This is a genomic window from Methylobacterium sp. 4-46 (assembly GCF_000019365.1).
Classification (GTDB): domain Bacteria; phylum Pseudomonadota; class Alphaproteobacteria; order Rhizobiales; family Beijerinckiaceae; genus Methylobacterium.
The window spans coordinates 1,804,475-1,824,880 of record NC_010511.1; the positions used below are offsets into that span (position 1 = coordinate 1,804,475).

Sequence of the window (20,406 nt, forward strand, 5' to 3'; positions counted from 1 at the left end):
CTCACCCCCGCCCGATGCGCCGCGCGCGGGCGGCGTCGTACCACCAGATCGCCGGCGCCCCGAGCCCGTAGCGCGGCAGAGCGGCCGGCCGGCCGTACAGGTCCCAGAGGGCGAGCCGGTGCTGCGCCGAGTACCACATCGGCACCCAGTAGCGGCCGACCCGCAGGCAGCGGTCGAGGGCCCGGCAGGCGGTGGTGAGCTCCGCCCGGGTCGCCGCGTTGGCGACCCGGTCCAGCATCGCGTCGACCGCCGGGTCGGCGATGCCGGCGAGGTTCTGCGAGCCCGGCACGGCGGCGCTGCGGCTCGCATAGATCTCCCGCAGCCCCGCGCCCGGCGTCACCGAACCCCCGAACCGGGTCGAGACCACGTCGAAGTCGAACTCCTTGAGCCGCGCCTGGTACTGGGCCGGGTCCACCATGCGCGAACTCGCCCGGATGCCCAGGAGCGAGAGGTTCTTGATGAAGGGCTGCACCAGGGGCTGGAAGACCGGGCTCGAATCCAGGAACTCGAAGGCGAGGGGCTGGCCGTCCGGCAGCCTGATCTGGCCGCCCTCGCGGGTGCAGCCCGCCTCGCGCAGCAGCGCGTCGGCCCGCCGCAGCAGCGCCCGGTCCTGGCCCGAGCCGTCCGAGCGGGGCGGGGACCAGGGCGCGCCGAACACCTCGTCCGGCAGCCTGCCCCGGAAGGGTTCGAGGAGGGCGAGCTCCTCCGGCCCGGGCGGTCCCTCGGCCTTCAGGTCGGAATTCTCGAAGAACGAGGCGGTCCGCCGATAGGCGCCGTACATCAGGTTCTGGTTCGACCACTCGAAGTCGAAGGCGAGCCCGATCGCCTCGCGGATGCGCGGGTCCTTGAAGACCGGGCGGCGGGTGTTGAAGAACCAGCCCTGCGTGCCCGACGGGGTGGCGTCCGGCACGGTCTCGCGCTTGACCCGCCCCTCCTGGGCGGCCGGGAAGTCGTAGCCCGTGGCCCAGACCCGCGAGGTGAACTCCTCCCGCCAGGTGAAGGCTCCGGCCTTGAAGGCCTCGAAGGCGACGTCGCGGTCGCGGAAATACTCGTAGCGGATCTCGTCGAAATTGTTCTGCCCGACATTCACCGGCAGGTCGGCGCCCCAGTAGTCGCGCACCCGATCGAAGGCGATGAAGCGCCCGACCTCGAAGCGGGCGACCTGGTAGGGCCCGGAGCCGAGGGGGGCGTCCAGGGTCGAGGCCTCGAAGTCGCGGGCCGCGTAATAGGCCTCCGAGAAGATCGGGAGCTCCGCCACGACGAGCGGCAGGTCGCGGCTGCGGCCGGGCGCGAAGGTGACGGTGACCGCCTCGTCGCCCTCCGGCACCGCGTCGGCGACGTCGCGCAGCACCGAGGCGATCCGCGGGTGGCCCTTGTCCCGCAGGATCCGGATCGAGAAGGCGACGTCCCGGGCGGTGAGCCGCGAGCCGTCGTGGAAGCGCGCCTGCGGGCGCAAGGTGAAGCGATAGCTGAGGCCGTCCTCGCTCACCCGCACCGCGCGGGCGACGAGCCCGTAGAGCGCGTCCGGCTCGTCGAGGGCGCGCGTCATCAGGCTGTCGAAGGTCAGGTCCATCCCGGCCGCGCCGTCGCCCTTCAGCACGTAGATGTTGAGCGTGTTGAAGGTCTCGAAGGCTTGGTTGCCCGCCGTGGTGGCGATCTGGGTCGAGAAGGTGCCGCCGCGCGGCGCCATCGGCTCGACATAGTCGAAGCGCGGGAAGTCGGCCGGGTATTTCAACTCGCCGAAGCTCGACAGGCCGTGGCGCTCGCCCGCGGGGGGGCGGCCGTCCTGCGCAGCTGTCCCCTGCGCGCGGCCGGCCCGCGGCAGCGTCCCCGCGAGGGCGGCGCTGCCGGCGAGCCGCAGCAGGGCGCGGCGGGTCGGGCTCATCGCGCCGCCCCGGTCTTGGCGGCGAGGGTCCGGTCGTACCACCAGGTCCAGGGGAAGCCCGAGCCGCCATACGTCGGCAGCACCGCCGGATGCGCGAAGCGGTTCCAGCGCAGCGTCCGGCTCACCCCGGCGGCCCATTGCGGCACCACGTAGTCGTGGGCGAGCAGCACCCGGTCGAGCGCGCGGGTCGCCGCGACGAGCTCGTCCCGGTCGCGGGCGAAGATCACCTTCTCGATCAGCGCGTCGATGCCCGCATCCTTGATGCCGGCGAGGTTGCGCGAGCCCGGCCTGTCGGCGGCGGCGGAGCCCCAGAAATCGCGCTGCTCGTTGCCGGGCGAGAGCGATTCCGGCCAGGAATTCAGCGCCAGCGCGTCGAAGTCGAAGCCGCGCACGAGGTTCTGGTACTGGGCCGGGTCGACGATCCGCAACATGACCTTGATGCCGAGCCGCTCGAGCTGCTGGCGATAGGGCAGCACCACGCGCTCGGCCGAGTTGTCGTAGCCCAGGAACTCGATGGTGAGGGGCTGGCCGGAGGCCGCCTCGACCATCTGGCCGCCCCGCTGCGCGTAGCCGGCCGCCTGGAGGAGGCGCACCGCCTCGCGCAGGTTGGTGCGCTGCGCCTCCGCGCTGCCGTTGACCGGGTTGCGGTAGGGCTCGGTGAAGACCTTCTCGGGGATCTTGTCCCTGACGCTCTCCAGGATCTCGCGCTCGCGTCCCTCCGGCAGCCCCGAGGCGGCGAGTTCGGTGCCGAAGAAGTAGGAATCGATCCGCTTGTAGAGCCCGTAGAACAGGGTGCGGTTCATCTCCTCGAAGTCGAAGGCGAGGTTGAGCGCCCGGCGCACCCGCGGATCGGCGAATTTCGCGCGGCGCAGGTTGAAGGTGAAGCACTGCATGATGCCGCTGCCGCGGGAGGGGAACTCCTCCTTGACGATCCGCCCCTCGCGCACGGCCGGGAAGCCGTCGTAGGCGGTGGCCCAGTTGCGGGCGATGTTCTCGCTGCGCCAGTCGAACTGGTCGGCCTTGAAGGCCTCGATCAGCACCGTGCCGTCGCGAAAATACTCGTTGCGCAGGGCGTCGAAGTTGAAGCGGCCCTTGTTCACCGGGATGTCGCGGCCCCAGTAATCCGCCACCCGCTCGTAGGTGATGCTGCGGCCGGGATCGAGCTTGGCGATCCGGTAGGGACCGGAGCCGAGCGGGATCTCCAGGGTCGTCTCGGTCGGCTTGCGGGGATGCCCGCCGCCATCCCGGCCCTCCCACCAGTGCTTGGGCAGCACCGGCATCTGGCCGACGATCTGCGGCAATTCCCGGTTGCCGGTCTCCGAGAACGTGAAGCGCACCTCGCGCTCCCCGACCGCCTCGACCTTGGCGACGTTGTGGTAGTAGGAGGCGTAGAGCGGGCTGTTCTCCTTGAGGATCCCGAACGAGAAGATCACGTCCGCCGGCGTGACCGGCGCGCCGTCGTGCCACTTCGCCTGCGGCCGCAGCCGGTAGGTGACGCTGCCGAGATCCTCCGCCACCTGCACGCCCTCCGCGAGGAGCCCGTAGGACGTGAAGGGCTCGTCGAGCGCCTCGGTCATCAGCGTGTCGTAGATGAGCGGGACCTCGCCCTCGAGGTCGCCCTTCACCCCCGAGACGATCAGGTTGAGGTTGTCGAAGGAGCCCTGCTGGCCGAGGCGCAGGAGCCCGCCCTTGGGCGCCTCCGGGTCGGCATAGGCGAAATGGGTGAAGTCGGCGGGGTATTTGGGCGTGCCGAGCAGCGTCAGGCCGTGGCGCCAGGGCGGGTCGGCGAGGGCCGGCGCGGGCGCGAGGCCACCCGTCAGGCAGAGAAGAAGGGCGAGCGCGGCGGGGCGGCGTGCGGTCACGCGGGACGATCCTCCGTCTGGGCGCCCGGGCGACGGGCCGGGCGCGGCGATGATCCCGTGTTTACGTCCCGCGCTCCCCTGGCGCCACCTGCCCGATGCGCGCAGCCGCCCGGCCCCTCACGCCCTCTTGCCCCACACCCTCTTGCCCCAGACCCTCTTGCCCCAGACCCTCTTGCCCCAGATCCTCTTGCCCCAGACCCTCTGCCCCTAGACTTCTTGCCCTCAGGCCTTCCTGGCCCTCACACCCTCCTGCCGAGGCGCCGCAGGGCGGCCGCCGCCCCCGCATGGCCGAGTTCGGCGGCCCGCCCGTAGAGGCGCAGCGCCTCGCCCCGGTTCCGGGGCATCCCGAGCCCGGTCTCGTGGGCCTGGCCCAGGAGGTAGAGCCCGAGCGGGTCGTCGAGGTCGGCGGCCCTGCGGTACCAGGCCAGGGCCTCGGCGGCGTTGCGGCGCTTCTCGTAGAGCGCGCCCAGATGGGCCATGGCGGGGGCGAAGCCGAGATCGGCCGCCCGCCGGAACTGCGCCATGGCGGCCTGCGGATCGGGCCGCAGCCCGCCCTTGCCGTCCCGGTGGAACTGGCCGAGATGGTCGATCGCGACGCCGTTGTTCTCCTCGGCGGCGAGCCGGTAGAGGCGCAGCGCCTCGGCCTCGTTGCGCGGCAGGCCGCCGAGCCCCCGCTCGTGCAGGAAGGCGAGGCCCGCCCGCCCGACCGCGCTGCCCTCCTCGGCGGCGCGCTCGTAGAGCCTGCGCGCCTCCCGCGCGTCCTCTGGCAGGCCGCCGCGCCCCTCCCGGTACATCGCCGCCAGGTAGGCCATGCCGAGGCTGTTCCCGGCCTCCGCCGACCTGCGGTAGAGCCGCACGGCCTCGACGTCGTCCTTCGCCAGGCCACCCTTGCCGAGCTTGGTCATCCAGCCGAGATGCGCCATCGCGTGGGCATTGCCCGCCTCGGCGGCGCGGCGGAACAGGCGCGCGGCCTCCGCCTCGTCCTTGGCGAACCCGCCCTTCCCGTGCAGCAGGAACAGGCCGAGGTTGTTCTGGGCCGCCGCGTTGCCGAGGCGCTCGGCCCGCGCGTAGAGCCGTCCCGCCTCGGCCTCGTCCTTCGGCACGCCCTCGCCGCGGGCCGTCATCACGCCGAGCTCCACCATGGCGGCGGCATCCTCGCGCTCGACCGCCGCCCTGTACCAGCGCACGGCCTCGGCGGAATCCTTCGCCACCCCCTGCCTGCCGGTCCGGTAGAGGTTGCCGAGGTTGCGCATCGCCGCGACGCTGCCGCGCTCGGCCGCGCGGTGGAACAGGCGGAGCGCCTCGTCGGGGCTGCGCTCCAGGCCGCCGAGCCCCTCCAGCGTCAGGGTGGCGAGGTTGTTGAGGGCCTGCGCGCTGCCCTGATCGGCCGCGCGGCGGTACCAGGCCGCCGCGTCGCCGTACTGCTTGTCGGCGTGCAGGGCCCGGCCGAGTTGCACCGCGTAGCGCGGGTTGTCGGGAGCCGCCCGCGTCGCCGCCCGGCAGGCCTCGACCGCGCGCCGGGCGTCGATCTTGTCGAGCGGCACGCCGCGCAGGCCCGGCGCGCGCTCGCGCCCGTCGGAGACGGCGGCGAGTTCGTCGCAGAGGGCCTCGTCGCCGACCCGGCGCAGCGTCGGGCGCGGCAGCGCGGCGACCGTCTGGCGCCGGCTCGTCTCGATCTCGGCGAGGCGGGCCTGGGCCTCCGCCCGCAGCGGGCTGTCGCCGAACTGCGCGACGAAGCTGCGCAGGGCCTCCGGGTCGGTGCTGGTCTTGAGGAAGCGCCACGCGATCTCGTCGGCCCGGGGCGCGGCGGGCGCGGGCGGCTCGGCCCGCGCGCCGGCCAGCATGATCCGCCGCGCGCCGAGCACCTGGTTGTAGACGGCCGGGATCTGGTCGTGGTTCGCCCGGCGGGCGAGGGCGGCCACCTCCTCGCGCACCGTCTCGCCGAGATCGACGAGGCTGGTGCCGGGCTTGCGCAGCTCGGCGGCGAAGACGCGGGTGAAGACCGAGTTGGGGCTCGGGTCGCTGCCGGGGAGGCGGTCGAGGGCCTGCTGGCCCGCCCCGGCCGAGTAGAGCGAGAACACGCCCTGCGGCGGTTCCTTGAACGCGAGGCCGCGGGGCGCGCCGAGCGTGCGCGACCCGGCCTTCGGGAAGGGGTTGTCCCGGCAGGCATCGATCACCAGGATCGTGACCCGGGCGCCGCGGGACTGGATGTCCTGGATGATGTCGGCCTCGGCGAGGGCGAGCTTGCGCACCACGCCCTCGCCGCCCGCCGCCAGCGAGGGGATGTCGGCCGGGATCAGGTAGTTGACGCCGTCGAGGGCGACGCCGTGGCCCGCGAAGTAGAACAGCACCGTGTCGCCCGGCTCGACCTCGCGGGTGAAGGCCCCGAAGGCGGTGAGGAAGCCGGTGAGCGTCGCCTCGCGGGTCAGGCGCGCGACGCGGAAATCGAGGGATTGCAGCGCGTCCGCCACGGTCTCGGCGTCGCGCACCGCCCGCTCGAGCTGCATCCCCTGGGGGAGATTCGCGTAGGCGTTGACGCCGACCACGAAGGCGAGGCGCCGCTCGGCCCTGGCGGCCGCCGCGGAGAGGCAGAGCGTGAGCAGAATCAGGAGCGCCCGCCCGACGGATCCGGTCACGCATCGCCTCCCAGCCGAATGCCTCCCATGCGGGATGGGATATCGGGTCGATGGGAGCGCACAAGTGCCGATCGGCACGCGGTGTGCCCGCCCGCGCGGCGATCTCGGCTGGCAGGGCCGTGATCCGGGATCCGCTTGATCGAAGCGGATCCCGGATCACACGCCCGCGCGGCGCCTGAGCGAAGCCCACATCCGCCATCCCGAAGGGATCAAGCGGATCACCAGCCCGCGCGGCGCCTGAGCGAAGCCCAAATCCGCCATCCCGAAGGGATCAAGCGGATTTGGCATGACACGACGAAGGCCGGGCGGGCGCCCGGCCTTCCGCGCCGACGATGGTCCGCCCCGGTCGGGATCCGGGATCAAGGCTTTCGGATCAGGGCTTGAGCATCAAGGCTTAGGCATCAAGGCTTGGGCATCAGGGCTTGGGAAAGTCGACCGGCTTGTCCGAGAGCGTCTTCAGGTAGGCCAGGATGTCGGCGCGCTCGGCGCCGGAGGACACGCCCGCGAAGGCCATGATCGTGCCCTGCACGTAGCCCTTCGGGTTGTGGATGAACTGGTCCAGGTCCTCGTAGCTCCAGTCGCCGCCCTTGGCCTTCATCGCGGCCGAGTAGTTGAAGCCCTCGTGGCTGCCCTTCGGCCGGCCCACGACGCCCCAGAGATTCGGCCCGACCTTGTTCGCGCCGCCCTTGTCGAAGTTGTGACAGGCCGCACATTTCTTGGCCGCCGACTGGCCCTTGGCGGCGTCGGCGCTGGCGAGGCGCACCGGCAGGGGCTCCTCCTTGGGCGCCGCCTCGCCGCCGCCCGCCGGCGCCTCGGTGGCGGCCGCGAGCGCGTAGCCGCGATCGCCCGCCGGCTTCGGCTTGTAGATCAGCTCGGCGAGGAAGCCCGTGCCCATCGCGAACAACAGCGTGCCGAGCACGGCACCGGCGACCTTGTTAAGCTCGAAGGAATCCATGTCTCGGCAGCTCCGGTGCTCGAACGAGCAGGGCCTCGTAGGCGGTTGGAGGTGGCGGGGACGGCCCGAACCGGCCGCGCGCGCGGGGAACACACGGCGGGGTGCTTAGCCGTTCTCCCGCGCCATTGACAATGGCTCCAACCAACGTCGGTTGGTCGCAGACGCGGCCCGGGCCGCACTTGAGCGCGGCCCGGGCGGCGCCGCGGTGGCGGGCAGACCCGGATATGGTCTATGGAGCGCGCGAATCCCGGCTCGCGCCTCTCGCTCCTCTCCGGTTCGTCCATGTCCGATCCGCTGATCCTGATCCCCGCCCGCCTCGCGGCGACCCGCCTGCCGGACAAGCCGCTCGCGGAGATCTGCGGCGAGCCGATGATCGTCCACGTCTGGCGCCGCGCGATCGAGTCGGGTCTCGGCCCGGTCGTGGTCTGCACCGACACGCCCGCCATCGTGGCGGCGGTGGAGGCCGTGGGCGGGCTCGGGGTGCTGACCCGGCCCGACCACCCCTCGGGCTCCGACCGCCTCGCGGAGGCGCTCGCGATCATCGACCCGGAGGGGCGCCACGACGTGGTGGTGAACGTGCAGGGCGACCTGCCGACGATCGACCCCGCCGTCATCGCCGCCTCCGTGACCCCGCTCGCCGACCGCGCCGTCGACATCGCGACCCTCTGCGCCGTGATCACGCGACCCGAGGAGCGCACCGAGCCGAGCGTGGTCAAGGTGGTGGGCTCGCCGGTCTCGCCCACGCGGCTGCGCGCCCTCTACTTCACCCGCGCGACCGCGCCCTGGGGGGAGGGGCCGCTCCACCACCATATCGGCCTCTACGCCTATCGCCGCCGGGCGCTGGAGCGCTTCGTCGCCCTCGGCCCGAGCCCGCTGGAGCAGCGCGAGAAGCTGGAGCAGCTGCGCGCCCTCGAGGCCGGGATGCGCATCGACGCCACCATCGTCGACGACGTGCCGCTCGGCGTCGACACCCCCCACGACCTCGATCGCGCCCGCGCCGTGATGGCGGCCAGGCGCCTCAACTGACCAGAAGGCCGCGTCCCTCCCGATGACCCGCACGATCTCCTACCAGGGCGAGCCCGGCGCGAACTCGCACATCATCTGCGCCGAAGCCTATCCGGACTGGACGCCGCTGCCCTGCCCCACCTTCGAGGACGCCTTCGCGGCCGTGGCGGACGGCAGCGCCGATCTCGGCATGATCCCGATCGAGAATTCCATCGCGGGCCGGGTCGCGGACATCCACCACCTGCTCCCGGCCTCCGGGCTGCACATCGTGGGCGAGCAGTTCCTGCCGATCCATTTTCAGCTGATGGCGCTGCCGGGCGCCGATCCGGAGGCTCTGCGCAGCGTCCACAGCCACGTCCACGCCCTCGGCCAGTGCCGCAAGGTGGTCCGCCGCCGCGGCCTGAAGCCGGTGGTGGCGGGCGACACGGCCGGCGCCGCCCGCGAGGTCGCCCAGATCGGCGATCCGACCCGCGCGAGCCTGTCGCCGCGCCTCGCGGCCGAGATCTACGGGCTCACCATCGTCGAGCAGGACGTGGAGGACGAGGCCCACAACACGACGCGCTTCGTGGTGGTCGCCCGCGAGCCGTCCGTGCCCCCGCCCGAGAGCGGGCCCTGCGTGACGAGCTTCGTGTTCCGGGTCCGCAACCTGCCGGCCGCGCTCTACAAGGCGCTTGGGGGCTTCGCCACCAACGGCGTCAACATGACCAAGCTCGAGAGCTACATGGTCGAGGGCCAGTTCACCGCGACGCAGTTCTACGCCGAGGTCGACGGCCATCCCGAGGAGCCGCCCCTGCGCCGCGCCCTCGACGAGCTCGCCTACTTCTCGCGGGAGCTGCGCCTCATCGGCACCTACCCGGCCCATCCGTTCCGCGAGAGCACGCGGCCGCGGGCCGAGTAGCGGCAAGCGGCCGCCGGAGGAGCGGGAAAGCGGCCGTCGCGCCCGGGACGGGCCCTGGCCGCGGCCGCGGCCGCGCGGGGCTCGACAGCGCCCCCTCGTCCCGGGCAATCATCGGGCCCGCCTGCGAGCTCGCCGACCGCATGACCGCCACCGACGCCCTCTTCGCCGCCGCCCGGGCCGTGCAGGCCCGGGCCCACGCGCCCTACTCGCGCTTCCGCGTCGGCGCCGCCCTCCTGGACGAGACCGGGGCGATCCATGCCGGCTGCAACGTCGAGAACGCGGCCTACCCGGTCGGCACCTGCGCGGAGGCCGGCGCCATCGCCGCCATGGTGGCGAGCGGGGGACGGCGCATCGCGGCGATGCTGGTGCTCGGGGACGGCGAGGCGCTGGTGACCCCCTGCGGCGCCTGCCGCCAGCGCATCCGGGAATTCGCCGCGCCGGACACGCCCATCCACGTGGCGGGGCCCGCGGGCGTGCGGCGCAGCTTCACCTTGGACGCCCTGCTGCCCGCCTCGTTCGGCCCGGACAATCTCGGGGCCGGGGCGTGAGCCCGCCCGATCCCCGCGCCGCCGCGGCCGCCGCCGCGCTGCGCGCCCGCGGCGTCGCGGGTCCCTTCGCGCTCGCCATCGTGGCCGGCACCGGCCTCGGCCCCCTCGCGGAGCGGATCGCGTCGCCCCGCATCCTCCCCTACGACGAGATCCCGCATTTCCCGCTCTCCGGCGTCTCGGGCCATGCCGGGCGGCTCGTGGCGGGCACGCTCGCGGGCCGGCCCGTGCTGCTCTTCGCGGGCCGGGTCCATCCCTACGAGCGGGGCGATGCCGCCGCCATGCGGGTGCCGCTCGCCACCCTGGCGGCGCTGGGGGGCCCGCCCCTCCTTCTCACCAACGCGGCCGGGTCGCTGCGCGAGGAGGCCGGCCCCGGGGCCCTGGCGCTCATCACCGACCATCTCAACCTGTCGGGCCTCAACCCCCTGATCGGCGAGCCCTCCGACGCCCGCTTCGTGCCCATGGTCGACGCCTACGATCCGGGCCTGCAGGACGGCCTGCGGCGGGCCGCCGCGCGGGCGGGGATTCCCCTCCACGCGGGCATCTACGCGTGGTTCTCCGGCCCGAGCTTCGAGACGCCGGCCGAGATCCGCATGGCCGGGCTCCTCGGCGCGGACCTCGTCGGGATGTCGACGGTGCCGGAGGTGATCCTCGCCCGCTTCCTCGGCCTGCGGGTCGCCGCGCTCTCGATCGTCACCAACCACGCGGCCGGCCTGCACGGCGGCAGCCCGACCCATGCCGAGACCAAGCGCGCCGCCGCGCCGGCCGCCGAGGCGGTGGGCCGGCTCGTCGAAGCCTGGCTCTCGGGACCCGGGGGACCCTGAGGCCCGGGGCCTCGCCCCCGCGCCGGTCCCGGGTGAGCGCCGCCGGCGCGCGCCGAGGATGGATATCCGGCGGTCTCATTCCGGATTTCGCGCCGACGATGCCCTAGACGAAAAGTCGTATCCAGTCGCGATGTCGCATCAAAGCAGTCACTCCGCTATCTCGGCCGGTTCGTCTGCCGGAAGAACGCTGATCGAAACTGACTCTCATCGGCGTCCCAATGGCCCAGGTGCGGCGGGACCGGGGCGATCGTCCCCACATAAGGCAGACCGGGACAGCTTGGATGGATTGACGCTGCGCTGTCGTTGCTCGATACCCGGCGCAACAGGGGTACGGAACGTGCGGTGGATGACGATCGAGTCCGAGTCCAGGATCCCGTTCGGGCGCCCCACGGTGGTCGGGCGGGAGTTCGACTACATCGCGGATGTCCTGCGCAACGGCAGCATGGCGGGGGGCGGGCCGTACACGCAGCGCTGCGAGGAGTGGCTCAAGGCCGAACTCGGCACGCACCGGGCGCTGCTGACGCATTCCTGCACGGCCGCCCTGGAGATGGCCGCGATCCTGGCGGAGGTCGGGCCCGGCGACGAGGTCGTGATGCCCTCCTTCACCTTCTCGGCCACCGCCACCGCCTTCGTGCTGCGCGGCGCCACGCCGGTCTTCGTCGACATCAGGCCCGACACCCTCAACATCGACGAGCGCCTCATCGAGGGCGCGCTCACCCCCCGCACCAGGGCGATCGCGGTCGTCCACTATGCCGGGCGGGCCTGCGCGATGGACGCCGTCATGGCGGTGGCGAACGCGCGCGGGCTCGTGGTGGTGGAGGATGCCGCCCACGCCCATCTGGCGCGGGACGGGGCGCGGCCCCTCGGCACGATCGGGCATCTCGGCTGCCTGTCGTTCCACGAGACCAAGAACGTGATCGCCGGCGAGGGCGGCGCGCTCCTCGTCAACGACCCCCGCCTCGCCGCGCGCGCCGAGATCGTGCGCGACAAGGGCACCGACCGCAGCCGCTTCCTGAGGGGCGAGGTCGACAAGTACACGTGGCAGGATGTCGGCTCCTCCTACGGCCCGAGCGAGATCGTGTCGGCGTTCCTGCTGGCCCAGCTCGAGCGCGCGGCGGCGATCTGCGACGAGCGGCGCGCCCTCTGCGACGCCTACCGGGCCGGCCTCGCCCCGCTCGCCGCGCGCGGCCTCGTCACCCTGCCGGAGGCGGCGGGCACCCAGACGAACGGCCACATCTTCTGGCTGCTGACGCGCGACGAGGACACCCGCAACCGCCTCCTGGCGCATCTGGGCGCGCGCGGCATCCAGGCCACCTTCCACTACGTGCCGCTCCATTCGGCGCCGGCCGGGCGGCGCCACGGGCGGGCCGGGTCGAGCCTCGCGGTCACGGATTCGGTCAGCGCGCGCCTCGTGCGGCTGCCGCTCTTCCTCAACATGACGGGGGGCGAGATCGCCCGGGTCGTGGCCGCGGTCGAGGCCTTCTACGCCTGAGCGGGGCGCCCCGCGCCGCGGCCCCTCATGCGCCATCCGGTTGATCGCTTCGCCATCTCGCATTTCGGCGATGCGGATGTCGGCTGCGCTCAGGCGCCGCGCTCAGGCGCCGCGCGGGCTCGGGATCCGGGATCCGCTTCGATCAAGCGGATCCCGGATCAGGCGGAGGAGCGGTGGAGCGGGTGGTCCATCGTGATGCGCAGCCCCCGGCCGCCCCCGGGCAGGTTGCGGGCCGCGATGTCCCGCAGCGTGGAGGTCTCGGCGATGCAGGCCATGCCCGCCCGGGTGAACGTGTCCGCGTTGTAGACCTGCGGCGACAGGAGCGGGTTGGTCAGCGCGTGCGAGAACGCGTCCGCCGCCACCATGCGGCCGATCAGCGGCGGCACCGCCGCCCGCGGCGGCAGGTCCTCGGCGAAGAGCCCGACGAAGAACTCGATCCGGTCCACCGTCCCGTACAGGTCCCGCAGGGCCGCCACCACGTCCGGATCGCCGCTGATCTGCTCGAAGCGGGTGATGCGGGGATAGTTCATCAATTCCCGGTAGTCGTTGTAGCTCGCCAGCCGGTTGGTGCGGCCCTGCTGGACGCTCGCCCGCTCGACCTCCCGCAGCATCTCGGCGGTGTTGAAGAGGCCGAGGCGCCACGCCTCGGTCGCGCTGGCGGCGTGCAGGGCCGCGCCGAGTCCCTCCGCCAGGAGCGGCCCGTTCCCGAAGCGGGTGCCGGCCATCGGGACCTCGCCGTCCCGCCATCGCACCCGCTCGGGCACCAGGCTGTGCCACCGGTAGAGCAGGTTGAACTCCACCGGGATCCAGTTCTCGCGGTTCCACCGCGCGCCGTAGCAGGGGGTCGGGTCGGCCAGCAGCCTGAACCAGTAGGGCGAGATGTGGTTGATGTACTCCTCGACCACGACCTTGATCAGCTGGACGATGTTGATGGCGCGGGCGGTCTGGAAGATCCGCTCGTCGTCCCAGTCCGGCTCGGCGGCTTCGAGCACGCCGCAGAGCCGGTTGTGCTCGCGCAGGAACAGGGTGTTGATGGCCGCGGTGAAGAGCGTGGCGTTGGCCCGCTCGCCCCCGAAGGCGAAGAGGGTGGCCTTGCGCTCCGGCGGGAGCGTGTCGGGCATCTTCACCGGATCGGGCACGGCCGAGAAGCGCGGGTCGCGCCGGCCCTCCGGGTCGAAGAGGCGCGGCGCCCATTCCTCGCCGCCGTGCATCTCGGAGAGGAGCCGCCCGCGCTCCCCGCGGGCCTCGCTGCGCCGCCGCAGGGCCGCCTGCACCGCCTCGGTGAGCCCGTAGATCTGGCTCAGGTCGATCTGGTGATTGGTCCGGGTGCGGCGGGTATCGGCGGGATCCGTCATCAGGAACCCGTCCGTGAACCATTGGGCGAAGCTCGGGAACAGGAGGGTCGAGCGGGTCGACAGGCGCGGCCCTTCCGGCCGCGTCACGAAGAGGCGCGCCACCGCGTCCAGGGGCGGCAGCGGGTCGAGATCTCCGGGCGGCGCGTAGCGCGAGAACCACGTCCTGTCGGTGAGCGACGACCAGGAGCTGTAGGGTGCCATGGTGCTGAGCCGCAGCGGCCGCATCGGCGCCTTGCGCACGGCATTGTCGACGATCAGCCGGTTCAACAGGCGCGCGAGCCAGGGCTGCCGGTTGGCGACCTGCCAGAACGGCCTGCCGCGCGTGAGCAGGAAGGTCTCGATCGTGTTGCGCAGGCCGTCCCGGCTGGTGTCGCGGGCGGAATCCACCATGGGCGCACTCCCGATCCGTGAGGGGCGACGAGAGTGATCCGCGCGGCGCGGGCCACCCGCCGTCCAAGAAGGCGCCCGCACGGCCGCGAGGCCTCTGCCGCGTCGCGAGCGCCGGATCTCTCGGTGAAATCTCCACGGATGTCCCCTGGGGCATCCGAAAACACGACGCTTGGAAACAGCCACCGTATCGCTCGATTTGGCCTGTTTTGTCAATGCCGCGGGGGCGAGAATCGTGATCTTTCGCACATGTCGGAATGCGCCGGATCTTGAATCATCAGAAAGATATCTCAGGCATCTGATTTGATAAATATCAGAAAGTATGATTTCAATTACGGAGACATTGCGCAAAATAGGCATATGAATATATCAAAAAAAGGCGGAAGAGAGAGGCGAATGACGAATTTCATCCGGCATGGACCGTGGGAACGGAGCCGGTGCGGAGGGGCAGGGCGCCGCCCGCGGGAAGGCTCTGCCACGGGGCGCCGGCCCTGGCCCCTGCCTCGGCCGCATGGATGTCCCCAAGTCAGGTTGCGGTAAAGCCGCACCTCATGAAATCCGATCCTGTGATCGCGTGATCGTCCGGGGCCGCCCGCACGATCGAGAGCCTGATCCGGCGACGGACCCTGCCTGCCGGCATGCTGCTGTCCGGCCTGCCCCGCCCGACGGCGCCCGCGCGGCGGCCGGCTGGACATCGGCTGCCACGCGGTCGACTTTATCCCGGCGCGGAGCCCGCATCCCGGCGGGCCCGCCTCGCGCGCGGCCCGCATCCCGACGGGCCCGCGTCGCGCGCGGCCCGCATCCCGACGGGCCCGCGCCAGGGAGGACAGGCCGATGCGACGCAACCTCGTGGGATTCGTGCTCCTCGCCGGGCTCGGGGCGGGCGGGCTGACCGCCTGGCAGGGGCGGGCGCCGGCCCTCGGCAGGGAGCCGCGCTTCCCGCAACTCACGCTGGAGACCCTCACCGACCAGCAGCGCCCGCTCGGCGAGAAGATCATGAAGATCTCCAGCGTCGGGCTCGCCGGCCCCTACAACCCGATGATCCGCAGTCCCGAGATGGCGCAGCGGATGTACGATCTCCTCGACTACCTGCGCTGGCACACCTCGGTGCCGACGCGGCTGAACGAGTTCGCGATCCTGATCACGGGGCGGCTGTGGCGCTCGCAGGTCGAGTGGTACGCGCATCATCCGCTGGCCCTCAAGGCGGGCCTGTCCGAGGAGGTCGCGGCCGATCTCAAGGCCAATCGGCGCCCGCGCGGCATGAAGCCCGACGAGGAGGCGGTCTACGATTTCTGCATGGAGCTCTCCACCAAGCACGCGGTCTCGGACGAGACCTTCGCGCGGGCGAAGGCCGTGCTGGGCGAGCAGGGCGTGGTCGACCTCACGGCCCTGACCGGCACCTACGTCACGGTGGCGATGCTGCTCAGCATGGCCGAGGAGGGCGTGCCGCCCGGCAAGGAGCCGCCCTTCAAGCCGGGCGAGCCGTGAGCCGCGCGGGGCTCGCCCCGCCGCGGGGGCCCGGTTGACTCAACCGGGAATACGCTGATCAGCGGTCTGAACAGGCCACGCTCGCCGGTGCCGTCCTGCGCGGCCCCACGCGCCGGGTCACGGCCGCCCCGGAAGGAGCCCGCCCATGAGGGTGGCGCCCGAGCGGCCTGCCTCGCCCGGTCGGCCCCACCCTGCCGCCGGCGGTCCTCCGGGGCGTCTCCACCGAGCTGAATGCGCGCATTCAGAGCCAGGCGAGGGCGCTCGACGGCCCGCCCGTCATCCTCGCCCGCGAGGAGGCCGAGAAGGCCGACAGGGCGCTCGACCAGATCCACCGGCGGGCCTGGGATCTCTGGAAGCGGAAGGTGACGGCGGCGCCCTGAGCGCCCCGCGCCGGTGGGGTCACCGGTTCGGCGGCACGACGATGCGGCGAGCCGGCTCGCCGGGATCGCCCGACCCCGCCTGCGCCGGTCCGGTGCGGGCTGGAACGAAAGCGACGGCCGGCTCTTGGTTGTGCCGCACGTCGTCCGGCGAACCGGTCGCCGCGTCGTCGGACGATGCTGCAGGGAGGGACACGGACATGCAGGCAGATCGTCGCGATTTCCTGATGGGCGCGGCCGGGCTGGCGGCCGCCGGCGCCGGGGCGGCCGCGGGGCTGCGGACCGGGGCGGCGGCCGCGGCAGCCTCCTTCGAGATGCCGCGGGGCATGACGCTGCTCAACATGCAGCGCCAGGGGGGCTACGGCCTCGGCGTCAAGACGGAGCGGGGCATCCTCGACGTGACCGCGGCCGCGGCGAGCCTCGGCCTGCCCGCGCCCGCCGACATGGACGACCTCCTGCAGAACGGGAAGGGCGGGCTGCTCCGGGCGGTGGCGGACGGGGCGGCGCGCGGGCCGGACACCCTCTACCTGCGCGAGGAGGCCGTGCGGTTCGCTCCCCTCGTCACGAGGCCCGAGAAGATCATCATGATGGGCTTCAACTACCGGCACCACGCGGCCGAGACCGGAACCCCCATCCCCAAGGACCCTCCGCTCTTCAACAAGTACAACAACGCGCTCAACCACCATGGCGGCACCATCAAGCTGCCGACCGCGGTCGCGCGCGAGTTCGACTACGAGGTCGAGCTGGTGATCGTGTTCGGGCGGGAATGCTCCAACGTGTCGGAGGCGGAGGCCCTGGACTGCGTGGCGGGCTACGCCACCGGCAACGACTTCAGCGCCCGCGACCTGCAGACCCTGACGTCGCAATTCATGATCGGCAAGACGGCGGACGGTTTCGCGCCGCTCGGCCCCTACCTCGTCACCAGCGACCTCGTGAAGGACCCCAACAATCTGCGGCTGGAGACGCGGGTCAACGGCGTCCAGCGGCAGGACTGGAACACCAACGACATGATCTTCAACTGCCGCCAGCTGATCAGCTTCGCCTCCAAGATGATGACGATCAAGCCGGGCGACATCTTCTACACGGGAACGCCGCACGGCGTGATTTTCGGGGAGAAGAAGCCGCGCGCCGAGCGGCAATGGCTGAAGCCCGGGGACGAGGTCGCCTGCAGCCTGGAGGGCCTGGGCGAGCTGCGCTTCCGCCTCACCTGACGGCGTCGCGGATGCGCCGCCTGAGCCTGATCGCCGCCCTGGCGGCCGCCCTCGCCGGGCCGGCGCGGGCGCAGACGGCGCCGGAGCTGGCGCCGGGCGCGCCGGACCTGGCGCCGGGCGCGCCGGACCCGGCGCGCCAGGATCTCGCGCCGGGAGGCGTCCTGCGCGCGGCGATCAATTTCGGCAATCCTGTGCTCGCCCGGCGCGACCCGGCCACCGGGGCGCCGGAGGGCGTCTCGGTGGATCTCGCCCGCGAATTCGGGCGCCGCCTCGGCGTCCCGGTCGTGCTCGTCACCTACGAGGGGGCGGGCTTCGTCTCGGACGCGGCGACGCGGGACGCCTGGGACATCTGCTTCCTCGCGGTCGACCCGCAGCGCGCCCAGGCGATCGCCTTCACGGCCCCCTACCTGCTGATCGAGGGGACCTACCTGGTGCGTGCCGAGTCGTCCCTGCGCACGGTCGAGGATGCCGACCGGGACGGGGTGCGGATCGCGGTCGGGCGCGGCAGCGCCTACGACCTCCACCTCAGCCGAACGCTGCGCCGGGCACAGCTCGTGCGCGCCGCGACCTCGGCCGAGGCGCTCGCGCTCTTCGCCGCGCAGGAGCTCGACGCCGCCGCGGGGGTGGCGCAGCCGCTCAAGGCCTACGCGGCGGCGCATCCCGGGCTGCGCGTGATCCCGGGCCGTTTCATGGCGATCGCGCAGGCCGTGGGAATGCGGCCGGGCCGCGAGGCGGGGCTGCGCCGCCTGCGCGACCTCGTCGAGGCCGCCAAGGCGGAGGGCCTGGTCGCCGCGGCGCTCAGGGCCCACGGCCAGGACGCGACCGTGGCCGGGCCGGATCGGCCGCGGTGAGGACGGACCGGCGGCCGGGGCCCGGCCCCCGACGGCGCCGTCGCTCGCGGAACCTTGTCCTGGACCGCGCGCGATCGAGTTCTCAGGCATGACGAGACGATCCGCGGGAGGACGACGCATGCGTGCCGCCACTGACCTCCGGTCCGCCCTGCCGCGGCTCGCGCTCCTCGCGCTCCTCGCCGGTGCCGCGCCGGCCCGCGCGGCGCCGGAGGTCGCGATCGGGCCCGGCGATCTCGGCGGCGAGGTGACCGGGCCCGAGGGACCGGAGGCCGGCGTCTGGGTGATCGCCGAGACCGCCGACCTGCCGACGCGCTTCGCCAAGGTCGTGGTCACCGACGAGGCCGGCCGCTTCGTCATCCCCGACCTGCCCGCCGCCGGCTACCGGGTCTGGGTGCGCGGCTACGGCCTCGTCGATTCCGACAGGGCCGAGGCCCGCCCCGGCCAGGTCCTGCACCTCGCCGCCAGGCCGGCCCCGAGCGCCGCCGCGGCGGCCGAGTATTACCCGGGCGTCTACTGGTACTCCATGCTGCGCCTGCCGCCGGCCGACGCCTTCCCGGGATCGGACGACAATCCGGCCCATATCCCGGCCGGGATCCGCTCGCAGGCGGACTGGATCGACACGATCAAGAATTCCTGCCAGTCCTGCCACGCGCTGGGGTCTAAGACCGTGCGGTCGCCGAGCCCGGCGCTCGGCAGCTTCCGCACCTCGACGGAGCTGTGGGCGCGGCGCCTGCAATCGGGCCAAGCCATGGCCAACATGGCGCTGACCCTGACCCGGCTCGGGCCGGACGCGGCCCTGCCGCTGTTCGCGGACTGGACCGACCGCATCGCCGCGGGCGAACTGCCCTTCGACGCGCCGCGGCGGCCGAGCGGGATCGAGCGCAACCTCGTCATCAGCCTCTGGGACTGGGGCCTGCCGCCGATGTACCTCCACGACGCGGTCTCGACCGACAAGCGCGACCCGCGCGTCAACGCGAACGGCCCCATCTACGGCTCGCCCGAGGAGAGTTCGGACCTCGTGCCGGTGCTTGATCCCGTGCGCCACGTGGCGCGCCTGATCCGCCACCCCGTCCGCGACCCGGCGACGCCGAGCAGCCGCGACCTTCCGGCCGGCCCCTCGGTGTTCTGGGGCGACGCGCCGATCTGGGACGGGCATGCCAGCATCCACAACCCGATGATGGATGGGCGCGGACGGGTGTGGTTCACCGCCCGAATCCGCCCCGCCGCCAACCCCGCCCCGTGCCGGACCTCCCACCCCTCCGCCTCCGTCGCGCCCCTGTCGGAATCGGCGCGCCAGCTCTCGGTTTACGACCCGAAGGCGGAGAGCTGGACGCTGATCGACACCTGCTTCACCACCCACCACCTCGTCTTCGGCTACGACCACGACGAGACCCTCTGGCTCAGCGCCGGGCAGCCGGCGAGCGGGGTCGTCGGCTGGCTCAACACCCGGGCCTTCGCGGCGAGCGGCGACGAGGCGGGCTCGCAGGGCTGGACGCCGATCGTCGCCAACCTGACCGGGAGCGGGCAGCGCGCGCCCTCCGTCGGGCCCGACCAGCCGGCCGAGCCCGGCAAGGACAAGTGGGTGCGGGCGGCCTTCTACGGCGTGGCGCCGAGCCCGCAGGGGGACGTGATCTGGGGCCAGGCGATGGGGCCGGGCTTCTCGCGCATGGATCAGCCGAGCCTGCTCATCCGCCTCGTGCCCGGGGCGGATCCGAGCCGCACCGCGACGGCCGAGCTGTTCCAGCCGCCGGAGGGCAGCTTCGGGGCGCGCGGCGTGGACGTGGATTCGCAGGGCGTCGCTTGGACGGTGCTGGCGAGCGGGCACCTCGCGCGCTTCGACCGCCGCCGCTGCACCGGGCGCCTCGACGGGCCCGAGGCGGCGACCGGCCGGCACTGCCCCGAGGGCTGGACGCTCTACCGCTTCCCGGGGCCGCAATTCCGCGGCGCCGATCCCGCCGGGAGCGCCGAGCACGCCTACTACGTCTGGGTCGACGTGCACGACACGCTCGGGCTCGGGCGCGACGTGCCGGTCGCCATGGCCAATGGCGGGGAGGCGCTGCTCGCCCTCGTCGGGGAACGGTTCGTGACCCTGCGGGTGCCCTACCCGATGGGGTTCTTCAGCAAGAACGTGGACGGGCGCATCGACGACCCCGCGGCCGGGTGGAAGGGCCGCGGGCTGTGGACGACCTCGGGCACGCGGGCGAATTTCCACGGCGAGGGCGGCAAGGGCGCCCTCGCCAAGGTGGTCAAGCTGCAGATGCGGCCCGATCCGCTGGCGCGCTGAGGCGCCGGTCCCCGGTCGGACCCGCCGCGATGCCCCGCCGCTTCCTCGATCAGCGCCTGCGGCTGTCGCAGCTGCGGATGATCGACGCCCTCGACCTGCACCGCAGCCTCCTCAAGGCCGCGACGGTGCTCGGCGCCACGCAGCCGGCCCTGTCCAACAGCCTGCACGAGGTCGAGGAGACCGTGCAGGCGCGGCTCTTCGACCGGCACGCCCGCGGCGTGCGCCCCACCGAGGCCGACCTCGTCGTTCTCGCGGCGGGCGCGAGGGCGGTGCTCGCGATCCTCACCTCCCCCCGCGGCCCCGGAGGCCAAGAGGCGCTCCGGGCCCGACGGGGCGTGAGCGCCGGGGCGG

General features: G+C 72.9%; 15 protein-coding genes and 1 pseudogene. 10 read left to right on the plus strand and 6 right to left on the minus strand.

The features are described 5' to 3' along the window. Position 1: 1 nt before the first annotated feature. From M446_RS07600 to M446_RS07615, 4 genes are all read right to left on the minus strand, one after another. On the minus strand, positions 2-1,885 hold the full coding sequence (locus M446_RS07600) for an extracellular solute-binding protein (protein ID WP_012331524.1): 1,884 nt from the start codon (positions 1,883-1,885) through the stop codon (positions 2-4). Continuing rightward, on the minus strand, positions 1,882-3,747 hold the full coding sequence (locus tag M446_RS07605; protein WP_012331525.1) for an extracellular solute-binding protein: 1,866 nt from the start codon (positions 3,745-3,747) through the stop codon (positions 1,882-1,884). The genes M446_RS07600 and M446_RS07605 overlap by 4 nt, the downstream gene beginning before the upstream one ends. A 239-nt stretch (positions 3,748-3,986) precedes the next feature. Next, positions 3,987-6,383, minus strand: coding sequence for a caspase family protein (locus M446_RS34155; protein WP_012331526.1), 2,397 nt, complete (start codon positions 6,381-6,383; stop codon positions 3,987-3,989). A 415-nt stretch (positions 6,384-6,798) separates the two neighbouring features. After that, complete coding sequence (locus M446_RS07615; protein WP_012331527.1) at positions 6,799-7,338, minus strand: c-type cytochrome; 540 nt, start codon at positions 7,336-7,338, stop codon at positions 6,799-6,801. Positions 7,339-7,620: 282 nt separating this feature from the next. On the opposite strand from M446_RS07615, the gene M446_RS07620 reads away from it, so the two are divergent. The 5 genes from M446_RS07620 (at position 7,621) to rffA (ending at position 12,102) form a co-directional block, all read left to right on the plus strand. Further along, entirely contained in the window at positions 7,621-8,364 is a 744-nt protein-coding gene (locus tag M446_RS07620) for a 3-deoxy-manno-octulosonate cytidylyltransferase (RefSeq protein WP_043702154.1), read from the plus strand. Between the two features lie 22 nt (positions 8,365-8,386). Continuing rightward, entirely contained in the window at positions 8,387-9,241 is an 855-nt protein-coding gene (locus M446_RS07625) for a prephenate dehydratase (protein WP_012331529.1), read from the plus strand. Between the two features lie 140 nt (positions 9,242-9,381). Next, positions 9,382-9,789 (plus strand): cytidine deaminase, encoded by a 408-nt coding sequence (locus M446_RS07630; protein ID WP_012331530.1) that lies wholly within the window; start codon positions 9,382-9,384, stop codon positions 9,787-9,789. After that, positions 9,786-10,610: a purine-nucleoside phosphorylase gene (locus tag M446_RS07635; RefSeq protein ID WP_012331531.1), complete on the plus strand. Its 825-nt coding sequence runs from the start codon at positions 9,786-9,788 to the stop codon at positions 10,608-10,610. Before M446_RS07630 ends, M446_RS07635 begins: the two co-directional genes overlap by 4 nt. A 346-nt stretch (positions 10,611-10,956) precedes the next feature. Next, positions 10,957-12,102, plus strand: a complete 1,146-nt coding sequence (rffA, locus tag M446_RS07640; protein ID WP_012331532.1) for a dTDP-4-amino-4,6-dideoxygalactose transaminase — start codon at positions 10,957-10,959, stop codon at positions 12,100-12,102. 158 nt (positions 12,103-12,260) lie between these two features. Here rffA and M446_RS07645 read toward each other — a convergent pair whose 3' ends face one another. Next, complete coding sequence (locus tag M446_RS07645; protein ID WP_012331533.1) at positions 12,261-13,847, minus strand: peroxidase family protein; 1,587 nt, start codon at positions 13,845-13,847, stop codon at positions 12,261-12,263. An 831-nt stretch (positions 13,848-14,678) separates the two neighbouring features. Here M446_RS07645 and M446_RS07650 point away from each other — a divergent pair. Continuing rightward, complete coding sequence (locus tag M446_RS07650) at positions 14,679-15,332, plus strand: carboxymuconolactone decarboxylase family protein (protein WP_012331534.1); 654 nt, start codon at positions 14,679-14,681, stop codon at positions 15,330-15,332. Between the two features lie 399 nt (positions 15,333-15,731). On the opposite strand, the gene M446_RS36940 is transcribed toward M446_RS07650, so the two are convergent. Next, positions 15,732-15,911, minus strand: a complete 180-nt coding sequence (locus M446_RS36940) for a hypothetical protein (protein ID WP_150108607.1) — start codon at positions 15,909-15,911, stop codon at positions 15,732-15,734. Here M446_RS36940 and M446_RS07655 point away from each other — a divergent pair. From M446_RS07655 to M446_RS39665, 4 genes and pseudogenes are all read left to right on the plus strand, one after another. After that, positions 15,910-16,920 (plus strand): fumarylacetoacetate hydrolase family protein, encoded by a 1,011-nt coding sequence (locus M446_RS07655; RefSeq protein WP_012331535.1) that lies wholly within the window; start codon positions 15,910-15,912, stop codon positions 16,918-16,920. The genes M446_RS36940 and M446_RS07655 overlap by 2 nt on opposite strands. Positions 16,921-16,931: 11 nt before the next feature. After that, positions 16,932-17,771, plus strand: coding sequence for a transporter substrate-binding domain-containing protein (locus tag M446_RS07660; RefSeq protein ID WP_012331536.1), 840 nt, complete (start codon positions 16,932-16,934; stop codon positions 17,769-17,771). 118 nt (positions 17,772-17,889) lie between these two features. After that, the gene (locus M446_RS07665) at positions 17,890-20,055 is read left to right on the plus strand and encodes a carboxypeptidase-like regulatory domain-containing protein (RefSeq protein WP_012331537.1); all 2,166 of its coding nucleotides are present in this window, start codon (positions 17,890-17,892) and stop codon (positions 20,053-20,055) included. A 29-nt stretch (positions 20,056-20,084) separates the two neighbouring features. Further along, positions 20,085-20,279, plus strand: a pseudogene (locus M446_RS39665) (helix-turn-helix domain-containing protein); the annotation flags it as partial. Positions 20,280-20,406 lie beyond the last annotated feature (127 nt).